We start from the raw sequence: 15,426 nt of genomic DNA, 5'->3' as shown, positions 1-15,426 counted from the left end.
ATTTGAGCTGGTGAAAGTTGTATACTTAATTGAGTAAGGGCATAGCTGGGTTGGTGATGAATAGAAAAAATATACGTTATTTATCAGTTTGGGCAATAATACTCTCTGGGTTTTGGCTACTTTTATCAGGGTTTTTCGGGGTGTTATTACTGGCTTTCGGCATTATATCTGTTGCTTTAGTGCTTTGGTTACTTCATCGGATGAACAACACGGACGCAGAAATTCAAAAGCTTGCCTTAAATCTCTCTTTTATTCGTTACACCATGTGGTTATTAGGTCAAGTTGTCTTATCTAGTTTAACTGTTACCCGGCTGGTTTGGGGGAGCAGGAAAGAACTTAAGCCCACCATCGGCAAACTGCCAGTGAACAAAGTGCCAAAAAAAAGTCGAGTCTTATACGCCAATTCGATTACCTTAACCCCAGGGACCTTGTGTATTGATATCGATAATGAAAATGTCACCATCCATGCGTTAAACGAGGAATCGCTACATTCACTTAAGCGAGGTGACATGGCGGATAAAGTCCCTGGCGAGAACAAAGGAGTGTCATGATGCTTGTCCTCTCAGCAACTTGTATAGCAATACTTTCGGTGATGGCACTAGCTTTAGCACGAGCGCTAAAAGCTGATACTGTATACGACCGCATATTGGGCGTGAATATGTTTGGTACCAAAACAGCGCTATTTATTGCTTTAATGGGCTTTTTGAGTGGTCGTCCTGATTTTCTTGATATTGCGATAGTGTACGCGCTCATCAACTTTTTAGGCATGATTGCCGTGCTGCGCTTTTTTGAGTACACCGCCGGTGATGAAAACCAAGAGCAGGAGAAATAAGCGCTATGATAGAGATAATCAGCTCAGTTTTTCTTATTGTAGGTGCCTTTTTCAGTCTAACAGGAGCCGTTGGCATATTTAAGTTTCCTGACTTTTTTACCCGCGTTCATGCGGCCAGTGTCACTGATTCAATTTCTACCATCTTAATAATATTTGGTCTTATCTTACGTACCGACTTTGATTTGGTCGCTGTAAAACTCCTATTTATTCTTATTTTTATGCTACTAACCAGCCCAACCGCCTCACATGCGTTAGCCAAATCGGCACGGCACGGTGGGCTATTAACACTTGCTGAAACTCGTAGTGACAAAAAAGTAGGTGATGACTGATGGCAGAGATTATTGACTTAGTTTTACTGGGGATGCTTGCAATAACCGCATTTAACATTATTTTTATCAAAGACTTATTCACTGTTGTGATGCTCTTTGGTATCTACAGTTTTTTATCGGCTTTAATTTTTGTCAATCTCGATGCGGTTGATGTCGCGTTTACCGAGGCGGCTGTGGGCGCTGGTATTTCAACGGTGCTAATGTTGGGTACGCTGGCGTTAACTGGTCGCAAAGAAAAAGCGAGTAGCCACAAAACCATACTGCCGCTATTGGTGGTGTGTGTGACGGGTGCAGCATTGATATATGGCACCTTGGATATGCCGCTATTTGGTGATCCCGACAATCCAGCGCATCAACACGTGGCACCAAGGTATATTGAAGATTCACCACAAGAAATTGGTATTCCGAACATGGTGACCTCTGTCCTAGCAAGCTATCGAGCCTTTGATACATTAGGCGAAACGGCAGTAGTCTTCGCAGCAGCCATCGGTGTCTTAAGCTTGTTGGGGTTACCTAAACGCGATAGGGCAACCATTCAATCAGGCTTGAAGTCTCATCTAGTACTTCGTGTTGTCGCCAAGATGATCATTCCATTAATTGTTCTCTTTGCGCTATACGTTCAGTTTCATGGTGATTATGGGCCCGGTGGAGGTTTTCAGGCTGGTGTCATCGCGGCTGCAGCGCTCATTTTATACGCCTTGGTCTTTGGTTTGCCGATGGCAACTCATGTTGTTCCGCCACGTGTATTGAAAGCACTCGCCGCATTGGGTGTGCTTATCTATGCTGGAACGGGTGTAGTTAGTCTGTTTTTATCCGCAAATTTTTTAGATTACTCGGTGCTGGCAGAAGATCCGGTAGCGGGGCAACACATTGGCATTATCGCCATTGAGCTTGGGGTCGGTATTACTGTCTTTGCAGCAATGCTGTGTATTTTTTATGCCTTTGCAGGGCAAACTGAAAGAAAGAATATTCAATGAGCTTTATTGTAGACCATTATAACTATTGGATTGTAGTGCTGCTGATGATGATGGGCTTTTACGTCGTTATTGCAGCTAATAATTTAGTGAAAAAAATTGTGGGGTTGAATATTTTTCAAACCTCCGTTTTCATGATGTACATTTCCATTGGTAAAGTAAATGGCGGCAGTGCGCCCATAGCGGCGGAAGGTATCACCACTTACTCTAACCCGTTGCCACATGTGTTAATTCTTACGGCAATTGTTGTCGGTGTTGCCACAACTGCCGTCGGTTTGGCGCTTGTCGTGAGAATTAAACGAGCTTATGGCACGGTTGAAGAAAATGAATTTGAAGATAAGGAAGATCTCATTTGATGTTTGCACAGCACCTGCCTGTTTTACCTATTATTCTTCCACTAATGGCAGCTCCCTTATGCATATTGCTAGGTAGAAGTCATTTAGCGTGGCTACTTGCTACTTTGGTCAGTGCGTTGAGCTTCGTTATCTCGGTGGATGTGTTATTAACAACACTTGAACAAGGCGTGTTGAGTTATGCCATTGGTGGTTGGCAGCCCCCTTGGGGTATCGAGATTCGAATTGATACCGCAAGTGCGATGATTTTGAGTGCCGTCACTGGCATTTCTACCTTGGTCTTGGTGTATGCAAAAGAGAGTATCGCCAAGGAAGTAGACCCAAGCCAGCATACGCTTTTTTATACCGCACATTTACTCTGTTTAACTGGACTGTCAGGAATTTTAAGCACCGGTGATGCGTTTAACCTGTTCGTTTTTTTAGAGATATCTTCCTTAGCAACATACACCTTGGTTAGTTTGGGCTCTGATAAGCGCTGTCTAACGGCTGCTTTCCGTTACCTGGTGATGGGAACCATAGGGGCGACGTTCATTCTTATTGGTGTCGGTATGTTGTATATGAAAACGGGCACGTTAAACATGATTGACCTAGCGGATCGTATCGCTGAATTTAATGGCAATCGTACCTTGAAAACTGGTTTAGCCTTTATCTTGGTAGGCGTGAGTATTAAGTTAGCGTTATTCCCTCTGCATATGTGGCTACCACCTGCTTATACACATGCTCCGTCGGCTGTCAGTGCTTTCTTGGCGAGTACCGCAACTAAGGTGGCTGTGTATGTGATGGTGCGTTTTATTTTTACTATTTATGGAGCCGAGTTCGTATTTCATACCATGAGTATGGACATTCTTTTGCTGGCTTTGGCTATCGTCGCAATTTTCAAGTGCTCATTTATGGCCACCGTACAAAGCAATGTCAAAACGGTGCTGGCCTACAGTAGCGTTGCACAAATTGGCTATATGATCCTCGGTATTAGTTTGGTGAGCAGTGTCGGTCTGATGGCTGGTTTATTACACATATTCAATCACGCATTAATGAAAGGGGCACTGTTTATGGCGGTTGGTGCCGTGTTGTTACGCACTGGCTCTGTTGATATCAAAGCATTTCAAGGACTAGGTAAGCAGATGCCATTGACGATGGCCGCCTTTACCATCGCAGGTTTAAGCATTATTGGCGTGCCACTGACCGCTGGTTTTGTTAGTAAATGGTATTTGGTTACCGCGGCATTGGAGCAACAGCAGTGGGTTATAGCGATGCTTGTGTTGCTTGGTTCATTATTAGCCATTATTTATATAGGTCGAATTTTGGAAGCCGCTTACTTCAAGGAACCTTCTGAACTGACCGCTGGCAAAGATATTAAAGAAGCGCCGATGTTGATGTTAGTGCCGATGTGGGTGCTTGTCATAGCAAATATCTACTTCGGGATTGATACGTCATTGACATTGAGCGCGGCGGATACGGCTGCTCAATTGTTAACACAGTCAATGACAGAGATAGAGGCGGCGCAATGAATATATGGTCAACCTTAGATCCAGCCCAACTTATTAACCTCACTATTGTAGTGCCATTAATAGGCGCGGCTTTTATCGCTTTGTTTAGTCAGCAGCCAAACCTCAGAGAAGGCGTTTCGATTATTACCGCGGTTGTGCTGTTTACACTAGTGTTAGCGGTGACGGACAATACGTTTAGCAAACTAAGCATGGAGACCACTTGGGTTGCCTTGTTTCCAGGATTAGAGATTGCTTATTCAGTGGAGCCTTTAGGGGTTTTGTTTGCGCTGGTGGCGAGCTTTCTTTGGATAATTACCACTATCTATTCTATAGGCTACATGCGAGGCCATAACGAAGAGAATCAGACACGTTTTTTCTTTTGTTTTGCGTTATCAATTAGCACGGTGATGGCGATTTGTTTCTCCGCTAACCTATTAACGCTTTTTATTTTCTATGAACTATTAACCTTGTCGACGTACCCTTTAGTGACACACGCGGGAACCAAAGAGGCCAAACACGGTGGCCGAGTTTATCTTGGCGTGTTGCTCAGTACCTCAATCGTACTATTTTTGCTTGCCATTCTTGGCACTTGGGTTAGCGCAGGTACCTTGAACTTTACACCAGGTGGCGTATTCACACAGGCCCACTCTGATAGCTTGGTTGCATTATTACTGGTGTTATTTTGTTATGGGATTGGTAAAGCAGCGCTTATGCCGTTTCACCGTTGGTTACCTGCGGCTATGGTCGCACCTACACCTGCTAGCTCTCTGCTGCACGCTGTAGCCGTGGTTAAAGCGGGCGTTTTTAGCATTCTAAAAGTGGTTATCTACATCTTCGGTATCGACAACTTAAGTGACATAGCAACCACCGATGTGATGCTTTATATCGGGACGGCGACTGTGCTCCTTTCCTCTTGTGTTGCGATGACAAAAGACAGCTTAAAAGCGCGATTGGCTTATTCAACGGTCAGTCAATTAAGTTATATTGTGGTGGGGGCACTGCTTGCCTCCTCAGTTGCTGCCGCTGGCGCAAGCTTGCATATTGCAACTCATGCGGTTGGAAAAATTACACTGTTCTTTTGCGCTGGTGCCATTATGGTTGCTGCCCATAAGAAAAATATCAGCGAAATGGTAGGGCTAGGGCGTAAAATGCCGATTACTATGATTGCTTTTGCGATAGCAGCTCTGAGTATTATTGGCTTGCCGCCCATGGCTGGCACGTGGAGCAAATGGTATTTAATGGTTGGCGCAGTAGAAGCGGATAAAATGATTATCGTGGTGGTGCTGACCATTAGCTCATTACTCAATGTCGCTTATTTGCTGCCTATTCCGATAAAAGCTTTTTTTAATACGCCATCAGGCGATCAACCAGCTTGGTCATGGTCAGAAACTAAAGAAGCACCCCTTCCAAGTTTGATTGCAATTGTTGTCACCACTACAGCCTGTTTGTGGTTATTCTTTTATCCGCAACCGCTGATTGATTTAATCAACTTGATACCTGATGTGTCGACAGAGCTCAAAGGACGGCCTTAAATGAGTAAAGAGCAAAATAAATCTGATTTTTTTGATAAAAAAGAGAATGTCGACAAGATAATCAAGGTGTTCTATGTGGTTTGTGCACTGCTGGTGGTTGCCGATTTCATTGTCCATCGTCATATTTATCACGACTGGGAAAACATACCTGCTTTTTATGCCATATACGGTTTCATCGGTTGTGTGGTGTTAGTGCTTATTGCAAAGCTCATGCGCAAAGCATTAATGCGGGAGGAAGACTACTATGATAAGTAGCTTGCCATTGTTACCACCTTTTCTGCCCTTATTAATTGGCGCTTTAGCCGCGATTTTTTTACGTGGTCATTTGCGTAGTGCTGTGATGTTATTGACGCCAATTTGGGGAGCATTACAACTCGCGGCTCTTGAACCTGGTCTTTACTGGGCATTTGAGTTTCTAGGTTACCAACTTGAGCCTGTTCGAGTAGACAAGTTGAGTTTAATGTTTGGTTATTTATTCCATTTAGCCGCGTTTATCGCTGTTGTTTACGCATTACACCTTAAAGATACCGTGCAGCATGTGTCGGGTTTAAGTTATGCTGCTAGTGCCGTCGGTGCAGTGTTTGCGGGTGATTTGTTAACCCTTTTTGTATGTTGGGAGTTACTGGCCTTAACATCGGTGTTTTTAATCTGGGCGAGACGAACCGACAGGGCTTATAGTGCAGGCATGCGCTACATAGTGATTAAGGTATTATCGGGTGTGCTTTTGCTGGCAGGCGCAATCATTGTGATCAATGAAACGGGCAGTGCGAAATTTTCAGATATTGGTTTAGGGCATGAAGGCCTTTTAAATGTGGGGGCTTGGTTAATTTTCGTGGCGTTTGGTATCAAGTGCGCGTTTCCTTTTGCCCATACTTGGCTCACCGATTCTTATCCTGAAGCGACACCCACAGGGACAATTTTCCTTGCGTCATTTACCACCAAGGTTGCCGTGTATGCTTTGGCAAGGGGCTTCGCAGGCACTGAACTGCTGGTTTGGATTGGTGTCACCATGGCATGTTTCCCAATTTTTTATGCGGTGATAGAAAATGATTTACGCCGAGTGCTGGCCTACAGCATGATTAATCAGATTGGTTTTATGGTGGTGGGTGTCGGCATCGGCACTTCACTGGCATTAAATGGTGCAGTGGCTCACGCCTTTAATGATGTCATATTTAAGGGGTTGCTGATGATGACCATGGGGGCTGTTCTGCACATGACTGGGAAAATAAACGGCTCAGAACTGGGCGGCCTTTACAAAACTATGCCAAAAACAACGATCTTGTGTATTGTCGGGGCTGCATCTATCTCTGCGTTTCCACTATTTAGTGGTTTTGTTTCTAAGTCAATGATCATGAGTGCAGCCATTGAGCAAGGGTATGACTATGTCTGGCTTGCCTTGTTGTTTGCAGCAGCGGGTGTATTTCACCATGCAGGGATTAAAATCCCGTATTTTGCCTTCTTTGCTCATGATTCAGGGATTCGTACAACTGAGCCACCAAAGAATATGCTTATTGCGATGACGATTGCCGCGACTTTGTGTGTTGTTATAGGCACATTCCCAGCGCAAACAGTTTATGCTTTATTACCTTGGCAAGTGAGCTACCAGCCTTATGATCTAACGCACATATTGACACAATTACAGTTGCTGTTCTTTTCAGCTTTAGCCTTTGTTTGGCTCAACAAGCAAAGCATGTATCCACCAGAGCTGCCGTCGACCAATTTAGACTCTGACTGGCTTTATCGCAAGTTAGCGCCGGGTTTTCTGGTTCCGCTTTATTATTCCATTATAGAGTCGATGGCAAGGGTGGAATCGATGGCAAAGTCTGGTATTAAACGACTGATTGATAGCTCGTACGATGAAGCCAAAGAGCAACCCAAAGGTTATTTTGCCCAATTATGGCCAACCGAAACCATGGTTTTCTGGGTTGCACTATTACTTGCGGGTATTCTGCTACTCTACTACATATAGAGTGGGCTTAATGTTTGTCATTGTTTGATCTAAATGTATGTGGTTGTGGGCAATACTGGCTATCTTTTTCATCTATTACTGAATATTGTCGATGTTATTGCCAAATCGAAGTCAGCCAGAATTGTAATGCAAGTCACTTCATTCAGTAGGGAGTGGCATGTTACCAGTGGTACATTGAGCTTTGGTGCTCGGCACTGTATTAGCTGGTATTTTATTTATGCTCGTCTTTAGGAGAATTCACCATGCTCGATGTCAACCAAATGACCGTTTTTTTAGGCTGGTGTACAGTCATTAATATTGGCATATTATCGTTAACGTCGTTATTTCTTTTTGTATTTAAAGATTTTGTGATGAAGGTGCACGAAAAAATAACAGGGGTAAGTAGTTTAACATTACCTACCTTATATTTTTCCTATCTAGCAAACTATAAACTTGCGATACTAATGCTTAATATTACCCCATATATAGCGCTAAAGATGATAGCTTAAGCCTCTGAGTTATTCACTTTAATGATGTTAAGTTTATGATATATATTGTGTATCAGTTGAAGTGAGAGGGTTTTCTCGGTATTTTAACTGGCACTGTCTTGTTGAGTGTTTTTTAAATGTATCAGGCATTCAATCAATAAGATCAAAAAGAATATAAAACTAAACTTGGGGGTGTTTTGATGATTAGAGTCGCAGTTGTTGATGATCTATTAGGTGTTTTGAGTCTTTATAAAGAACTTCGACCAAACGATGAAGTATTAGAGGGTGATTTCGCCAGAGAAAAATGGGCGGAGATTATCAATGACGAGCAAACGTTTATAATCGTTGCTGAAATTGATGGGCTACTTGCTTCAAGTTGTGCTCTGACGTTAAATAAAAGCATTGCTAATGGTGCTAGACCCTATGCCCTAATTGAGCATGTGATCACCTCAAACCAATTCCGTCGACAAGGGTTAAGTGCCAAGGTGTTATCATTCGCCATTGATCTTGCTTGGCAAAAAGGGTGTTGTAAAGTCATGCTACTTTCAGGGGCTCAACTCAGCGGAGCGCATGCTGTTTATGAGTCAGTTGGCTTTAACGCTGATATTGAGAAAGGCTTTGTAATCAAACATCCTCAGTTACGCTAATAACATTCTCATTGTTGATTAAGCATTAGCGCTGTTGAAGTGTTAGGTATGTTAAAGACTACTTGTATGACAATTGACTCGGCATTTGAGTGGGGTGGTGGTGACTCCCCTGATTGATATAAAAAATAACTTAGATTAAATACTGTCTTCATCATAAAAACATACCGCTTTGTTTCATTGTTTGCTGCAAGCACCACAGAATAAGCGTATAATCAGCGGTTTTAGTCATTCCAACCGAGATTGTAGATTTTATGCTCCCATATTTTGCCGCATGCCCTAAAGGGCTTGAATACTTACTAGTTAAAGAAATTGAAGACCTGGGCGGGGTAGAAGTACGTGAGTCGTTAGCGGGAGTTCGTTTTAAGGCTGACCACGCGACAGCTTACACCATTTGTTTATGGTCTCGTTTAGCCAGTCGTATTTTATTAACCGTACATAGTGATGAGGTACATAGCCCACAAGATTTGTATGATGTGGTCTATCGTGTTAACTGGAATGCCTACTTTGATAGTACAAAATCAATCGCGGTTGAATTCTCAGGCACAAATGCGTTTATTAATAACACCCAATTTGGTGCATTGAAAGCCAAAGATGCTATCGTAGATAAGTTCCGTGACCAAGGTTTTGATCGTCCAAATGTTGATAAACAACAAGCCGCTGTACGCATTGAATGTCGTATGGTCAATAACAAATTATCACTTGCTATCAACTTTTCAGGCCGTTCATTACAGCAACGTGGTTACCGGACCAATGCAGGTGCTGCGCCACTTCGTGAAAACTTAGCCGCAGCAGTGCTGTTACGCAGTGGTTGGGATGTGTCTAAACCACTGTTAGACCCATTTTGTGGTAGTGGTACCTTGGTCATCGAGGCCGCGCTAATGGCAGCTAATATTGCACCTTCATTAACGCGTAATGCGTTTGCCTTTGAGTCGTTAAAAGCCTTCAAGCCTGAAGTGTGGCAGGAAATTAAAGCCAGTGCTCAGGCTATTGCTGATGAGAGTCGCGATCGTAAACAGTTATGTATTCGTGGTTCTGATATGGATTCTCGCGTACTTAATGTGGCTCGCGATAACGCCCATCGCGCCGGTGTAGAACATCTTGTGAGTTTTGAAGTGTGTGACGCTCTGTCGATTAAGCCACCTTTTGGTAATCAAAAAGGCTTTATTGTGACGAACCCGCCATACGGTGAGCGTTTAGGTGAATTGTTACCACTTATCTTTGTTTATCATGGCTTCGCCAAAGCGGTCAAAGCTAAGTTTTCTGGTTGGAATTTAAGCGTCTTTAGTTCCTCAATTGAATTGTTAACAGCGATACGCTTAGCGCCCGATCATAAATACAAATTATTTAACGGTCAGTTAGAAGCGTTATTAGCCAACTACAACATTGGTGATGGTGAATTAAAGTCTGTCTCGAAGCAGGCAGAACCCTTTGCCAATCGTTTAATTAAAAATAATAAAACACTGTCAAAATGGGCTAAGAGCGAAGGCATCGATGCTTATCGTTTATATGACGCTGACTTACCCGATTATAATTTAGCGATTGATCGCTATGGTGAACACTGGATTGTGCAGGAATATGCTGCTCCGAAGTTTATGGATAAGAGCAAAACCATGCGCCGTTTAATTGAAGCCTTTATTGTTTTGGACCATGTTTTTGAGATAGACACTGACAAGCTTAAATACAAAGTACGTGAAGTTAAAAAAGGCGAAAACCAATATGAAAAACTTAACGAACAACGCGATAAGTTTGTGGTGAATGAATACAACGCTAAGTTTTTAATTAACACTTCTGATTATCTTGATAATGGACTCTTTTTAGATCATCGTTTAACGCGTCACAAAGTTCAAAAACTGGCACAGGATAAAGATTTCTTAAACCTATTTTGCTATACCGGAAGTGCTTCAGTTCATGCTGCGTTAGGTGGCGCTGAGTCTACTACGAGCGTTGATATGTCGAAAACATATCTAGAATGGGCTAAAGAGAATTTTAGAGCAAATGGTTTAAATGGTCCTGCGCATCAGTTTATACAGATGGACTGCTTAACATGGTTAGCATACTGTCAAAGTACATACGATTTGATATTTATTGATCCTCCAACCTTCTCTAACTCAAAACGGATGGCGCAAACATTAGATATTAATCGTGACTATGCACAGTTATTACAAAATTTAAAGCGTATCTTACGTGAAGATGGCTTGATCATTTTCTCAAATAATTCACGTCAATTTAAAATGGATCATCAACATTTGGCAAAGATTGGCCTAGTGGCTAAAGACATTAGTAAAGAAACAATACCGCGTGACTTTAAAGGTAATCAGAAAATTCACAACTGTTGGGAAGTTCGCCACGCATGATCATTCTTTATTCAACTGACGGTTGTCACTTGTGTGAAGATGCACAAGCTTTGCTTGACCAAGTCGCTGTTAGCTATCAAGTGACAGATATTATTGACGATGAAACACTCGTCGCGCGCTACGGCACAACCATTCCTGTGGTCGCTGACTCACAGGGCAATGAACTGAACTGGCCATTTTCATTAGAACAATTGCGCAGCTTTTTGGATTAAAAAAATTATGTTAATACGTCTTAATAACGCGCAGCTTGCGTTTGGTACTCATGTCATCTTAGACCACGCTGATATTCAGGTAAACGCAAATGAGCGCGTGTGTCTAGTAGGTAAAAACGGAACAGGTAAATCAACCTTAATGAAGGTGATTGCCAAACAGATGGATCTTGATGGCGGCGATTTACATTATAACGCCGATATTGTCGTGGCTCGCTTGGAGCAGGATCCGCCTGAAAAAGCGCAAATGTCTGTGTTTGACTTCGTCGCTTCAGGCTTGGCACACGTTGGCGAATTAATTAAAGATTATCATCATGTCGTGCTTGAGTTAGAAACTAACTACAGTGATGATGTGATGGCTCGCCTTGAAAAACTCCAAGCGAAAATGGATGACAATGAAGCATGGTTATTTGAAACACGAATCAATCAAGTTCTAGAACAGTTATCTCTTCCAGCAGATAAGCAATTAAGTGAACTCTCTGGTGGTTGGCTGCGTAAAGCGGCACTAGCGAAAGCGTTAGTGCAGCAACCTGATGTATTACTACTCGACGAACCAACCAACCATTTAGATTTAAATGCCATCGGTTGGTTGGAAAAAGTATTATTAGACTTTAGAGGCGCTATCGTCTTCATTAGTCATGACCGCGCGTTTATCCGTAAAATGGCAACCCGCATTATCGACCTTGACCGCGGTAAACTTAGCTCTTGGCCGGGTACTTACGCTGACTATCTAACAGCAAAAGAAGAATCGCTACGAGTAGAAGCTGAGCAGAATGCATTGTTTGATAAGAAACTCGCCCAAGAAGAAACATGGGTACGACAGGGTATTAAGGCCCGTCGAACTCGTAATGAAGGCCGAGTTCGCGCGCTTGAGCAATTAAGGCGTGAACGCACAGCACGTAGAGAAGTAGTCGGCAAGGCTAAGATGTCTTTGGCAAGTACCTCAAAGTCGGGCAAGTTAGTCTTTGAAGTTGATAACATTAGTTATCAATATGAGGCTAAACCAATTGTGACCGATTTTACTACACGAGTTATCCGAGGAGATCGGATTGCGTTAATTGGTCCCAATGGATGTGGTAAGTCGACTTTATTAAAATTATTACTCAGTCAGTTAGAGCCTAAGCAAGGTGAGATTAAAACGGGGACATTACTTGATGTCGCTTATTTTGATCAACATCGCGCCGCGTTAGATTTAGATAAAACCGTCCAAGAAAATGTTGGTGATGGTAAAGATGATGTGATGCATAATGGTCGCTCTCGCCACGTATTAGGCTATTTACAAGATTTCTTATTTTCCCCAAAACGTGCTCGTACACCAGTTCGCGCTTTATCGGGGGGTGAGAAAAACCGCCTATTGTTAGCCAAACTATTTTTAAAACCAAACAATATGTTGGTACTCGATGAGCCAACCAATGACCTTGACATTGAGACTCTTGAGCTCCTTGAGTCTTTAGTACATGCATATCAAGGTACATTATTGTTAGTCAGCCATGACCGTGAGTTTATTAATAATACAGTGACCTCAAGTTGGTGGTTTGGTGCCAATGGCCACATTGAAGAGTTCGTTGGTGGATTTGATGATGCAACTGCTCAAGGGGCGAGTTTATTTGACCCTGAGTCGTATAAACCGGAAGCAACTTCGGTAGCTGAAGTCAAAGTCGAACCTGTTGTAGAAGAAAAAGTTAAATCCGCAGCTAAGAAATTAAGCTATAAAGATCAACGCGAACTTGACTTATTACCAGAAAAAATGGAAAGTCTTGAACAACAAATTGAACAGTTACAAACTCAAATGAGTGACCCAGAGTTTTTTGCTCAAGCAGGCAGCGTGACAGAGCCCGTGATTGAGGCGCTTAAAACTGCTGAACAAGAATTAGAATATTGTTTTGAGCGTTGGGAATTACTCGATAGTTAATACAAGCGGACTCAATTGTTATTATGTGTAATTTCAGAGAACCCTTGTGAATATCTGTTGTCCATACTTTCACAATGAGTGACGTTTAATTAACTAAACGCCGTTAGTAAATTTTTATAAAGGGTATAGACGCTTTATAAGTAGTAGGAATAATAATGAATAATAAGTTACAACCTTCTTTAATTGCAGCTGCATTACTTGCTAGTTTTAGTGCGAATGCAACTGTTTATAAAATAGAAAATATTGACGAGTTTTATAAAGTTAATGGAACTGTTGAAAACAGTCGCAGTGGTTTTGGTGCTACGTTAAATGACAACAGCAAGTATATTGGAGGTGCGTCAGGAAAATTCGCACCACAATTATCTGATGATGATGAGAACCTTATTACTAACAATCGTGTTGACGTTGCTTTAGCGCAGCAAAGTACATCAACGTCGGTTTATCGTTCACCTAAATTTATTCCGAATGCACAAAGTATTATCTTTGAGTATGACCTAGATAATATGCCTAGTTTTATACGAATTTTTGAAGAGTCAATTACAGACGATAGTATTGACCCTGATGAGTATGTATCAGTAAATACTCATGCATTTGATGTTAATAATACTAATGTGATCGTGGGCACGACCAGCTCAGCAAGTTTTGCGATAGCTGATCCGGTACAAGATGAAGATAATGCCGACCGTGAATTTCCATTTTATGCCTATGAATATGCTCAGCGAGCAATGATTGTTGATAATGGTACATTGCATACATTTGAGCCGTCGTTTAACACCTATGGTGGTCAAAGTGCCTTAACTGGGATTAATGATTCAGGTCGAGTAGTTGGCTATGAAAGTGTAGGTCTTGAACGACTCACCGAAGAGCGAATTGATTCACGATGTTTAGACAGTTATAAAGATCATATTCCTCTTGCTGTGTGTACTGGTGGCTTCAGCTTCGAAGGGCGTAGAAATGAACCTGCGTTATTCTATCTTGAAGCGGTGAGCTGGCAATATGAAGATGGGAAGCTTACAGACCGTAAGCCATTGGGTATATTAGCTCAACCTGTCAATGACGATGATAACTACTCATACAATAGCATTGCATTAGATGTGAATAATAATGATATTGCTGTCGGTCGTTCAATTGCATTTCGTGATGGAAAAGAAGAAATAAGGTATCGCTTTAATGTGGCTACTGTCTTTAAAGATGGTGAGATTATTGATCTAATGGATCACAGCCAAGATGATTGGCCTGGCTCTGCTGCAACAGCGATTAATAACAACGATTTAGTCGTTGGTTACGTCACTAAGTATTTCTCTGGGTATAAACGCGATAAATTCTTTATCTATGACGTTAACGGTGAAGAAAGTGCTGTAAGCTTCCCGAATGATTTCTCTGATGGCGAAACTGATTTTGCAACTAATCCAAATGATATCAATGATAACAATGTCGTTGTTGGTAGTGTTGAAATCGATACAGTAAAAACGTCGTCAGGGCGTCGTACTCATGGTTTCCTCTATGAGCATAACGAAGAAAAATTTACAGATCTTAATGATATTTTAACCTGTGAATCTAAAGGTTATGTTCAGCAAGAGGGTGAGTGGGCTAAGTATCAGGTTGAAGCAAGTGGCGGTGACGGTCAACGAATCAGCTATGATGCCGATATTGTCGTGGTTAGCGCCAATAGTATCAGTAATGACGGTGAGATCATGGCAACGGCTTTAGTTACATTACCTCGAATTAAAACTCAATGGGTTGACGAGGAGGGCAATATTGTCGATCCTGGTACTGAAGATGCCCAAGAAGAAATCGTTGTTGATGAAAATGGTGAGCCAGTGTTTGATACAGATGCTGATGGTAAGCCGGTTACTGAACAAATTCCACGTGCTGTTATCTTAAAGCCAACAGAGGGTGAAGCTTGTAGTGTGATTGATGAAGATTCACAAGAACATAAGCACACAAGAAGTGGAGCAGGACTTGGGTTTGGTGCATTGATGCTTGGCCTTTTTGGTTTCGTTACTCGCAGGTTGATGCGTAAGTAATCTCTGTAATTACAATATTTAAATATATTAGGATCATGATCTTAGCTAAATAGCGAAAGGTTATGATCCTTTTTTCTTGCTTCTTTGTTAAGAATTGGTTAAAAATAATACTGTCATTTATTACAAGTGACCAATTTACACTCTATGTTTAATCATATTTAGCGGGTTGAAGGTTACCCGAGTGATGGCGATTCAGCAAACGATGACAACGCTGTAAATTCGCTATACAAAGTGTTTGATTGAATCAAGAGTACACAATAAGTACCCAACGTATAATTGGTATATGCCGTAGACATGGTCAGGTAATCTGCTTAACCAGCGGTACGATTATAGC

The 15,426-nt window shown here is 42.0% G+C and carries 15 protein-coding genes; all 15 read left to right on the top strand.

Going from position 1 to position 15,426, the window contains the following annotated elements:
- The first annotated feature begins 56 nt into the window (after nt 1–56).
- Nucleotides 57–551 carry a Na+/H+ antiporter subunit E gene (locus Q8W26_RS04285; RefSeq protein ID WP_101215135.1) on the top strand — a complete coding sequence of 165 codons (495 nt, stop codon included), beginning with the start codon at nt 57–59 and terminating at the stop codon, nt 549–551.
- Nucleotides 548–832 (top strand): monovalent cation/H+ antiporter complex subunit F, encoded by a 285-nt coding sequence (locus Q8W26_RS04280; protein ID WP_101215134.1) that lies wholly within the window; start codon nt 548–550, stop codon nt 830–832. The genes Q8W26_RS04285 and Q8W26_RS04280 overlap by 4 nt, the downstream gene beginning before the upstream one ends.
- A 5-nt stretch (nt 833–837) precedes the next feature.
- Nucleotides 838–1,161, top strand: coding sequence for a monovalent cation/H(+) antiporter subunit G (mnhG, locus tag Q8W26_RS04275; RefSeq protein WP_101215133.1), 324 nt, complete (start codon nt 838–840; stop codon nt 1,159–1,161).
- Complete coding sequence (locus Q8W26_RS04270) at nt 1,161–2,138, top strand: DUF4040 domain-containing protein (protein ID WP_101215132.1); 978 nt, start codon at nt 1,161–1,163, stop codon at nt 2,136–2,138. Before mnhG ends, Q8W26_RS04270 begins: the two co-directional genes overlap by 1 nt.
- Nucleotides 2,135–2,491 carry a cation:proton antiporter subunit C gene (locus Q8W26_RS04265; RefSeq protein ID WP_101215131.1) on the top strand — a complete coding sequence of 119 codons (357 nt, stop codon included), beginning with the start codon at nt 2,135–2,137 and terminating at the stop codon, nt 2,489–2,491. The genes Q8W26_RS04270 and Q8W26_RS04265 overlap by 4 nt, the downstream gene beginning before the upstream one ends.
- The gene (locus Q8W26_RS04260; RefSeq protein ID WP_101215130.1) at nt 2,491–3,996 is read left to right on the top strand and encodes a monovalent cation/H+ antiporter subunit D family protein; all 1,506 of its coding nucleotides are present in this window, start codon (nt 2,491–2,493) and stop codon (nt 3,994–3,996) included. Before Q8W26_RS04265 ends, Q8W26_RS04260 begins: the two co-directional genes overlap by 1 nt.
- Nucleotides 3,993–5,507 (top strand): monovalent cation/H+ antiporter subunit D family protein, encoded by a 1,515-nt coding sequence (locus tag Q8W26_RS04255; protein ID WP_101215129.1) that lies wholly within the window; start codon nt 3,993–3,995, stop codon nt 5,505–5,507. Before Q8W26_RS04260 ends, Q8W26_RS04255 begins: the two co-directional genes overlap by 4 nt.
- Nucleotides 5,508–5,762: a hypothetical protein gene (locus tag Q8W26_RS04250; protein ID WP_101215128.1), complete on the top strand. Its 255-nt coding sequence runs from the start codon at nt 5,508–5,510 to the stop codon at nt 5,760–5,762.
- A complete protein-coding gene (locus Q8W26_RS04245; RefSeq protein WP_101215127.1) occupies nt 5,752–7,476 on the top strand; it encodes a Na(+)/H(+) antiporter subunit D in 1,725 nt (574 codons plus the stop codon). Before Q8W26_RS04250 ends, Q8W26_RS04245 begins: the two co-directional genes overlap by 11 nt.
- 242 nt (nt 7,477–7,718) lie before the next feature.
- Nucleotides 7,719–7,964 (top strand): DUF6868 family protein, encoded by a 246-nt coding sequence (locus tag Q8W26_RS17895; protein ID WP_101215126.1) that lies wholly within the window; start codon nt 7,719–7,721, stop codon nt 7,962–7,964.
- A 179-nt stretch (nt 7,965–8,143) separates the two neighbouring features.
- Entirely contained in the window at nt 8,144–8,590 is a 447-nt protein-coding gene (locus tag Q8W26_RS04240; RefSeq protein WP_101215125.1) for a GNAT family N-acetyltransferase, read from the top strand.
- 251 nt (nt 8,591–8,841) lie between these two features.
- The gene (gene rlmKL, locus Q8W26_RS04235) at nt 8,842–10,944 is read left to right on the top strand and encodes a bifunctional 23S rRNA (guanine(2069)-N(7))-methyltransferase RlmK/23S rRNA (guanine(2445)-N(2))-methyltransferase RlmL (RefSeq protein ID WP_101215124.1); all 2,103 of its coding nucleotides are present in this window, start codon (nt 8,842–8,844) and stop codon (nt 10,942–10,944) included.
- Nucleotides 10,941–11,156 (top strand): glutaredoxin family protein, encoded by a 216-nt coding sequence (locus Q8W26_RS04230; RefSeq protein WP_101215123.1) that lies wholly within the window; start codon nt 10,941–10,943, stop codon nt 11,154–11,156. The genes rlmKL and Q8W26_RS04230 overlap by 4 nt, the downstream gene beginning before the upstream one ends.
- A 4-nt stretch (nt 11,157–11,160) precedes the next feature.
- Entirely contained in the window at nt 11,161–13,065 is a 1,905-nt protein-coding gene (locus Q8W26_RS04225; protein WP_101215122.1) for an ABC transporter ATP-binding protein, read from the top strand.
- Between the two features lie 155 nt (nt 13,066–13,220).
- The gene (locus Q8W26_RS04220) at nt 13,221–15,092 is read left to right on the top strand and encodes a DUF3466 family protein (RefSeq protein WP_101215121.1); all 1,872 of its coding nucleotides are present in this window, start codon (nt 13,221–13,223) and stop codon (nt 15,090–15,092) included.
- Nucleotides 15,093–15,426: the final 334 nt, after the last annotated feature.

The organism is Psychrobium sp. 1_MG-2023 (assembly GCF_030689115.1).
In the GTDB taxonomy this organism is placed as follows: domain Bacteria; phylum Pseudomonadota; class Gammaproteobacteria; order Enterobacterales; family Psychrobiaceae; genus Psychrobium.
Note: the sequence above shows the minus strand (reverse complement) of the source record. Positions and strands in the feature narration are given on the sequence as shown.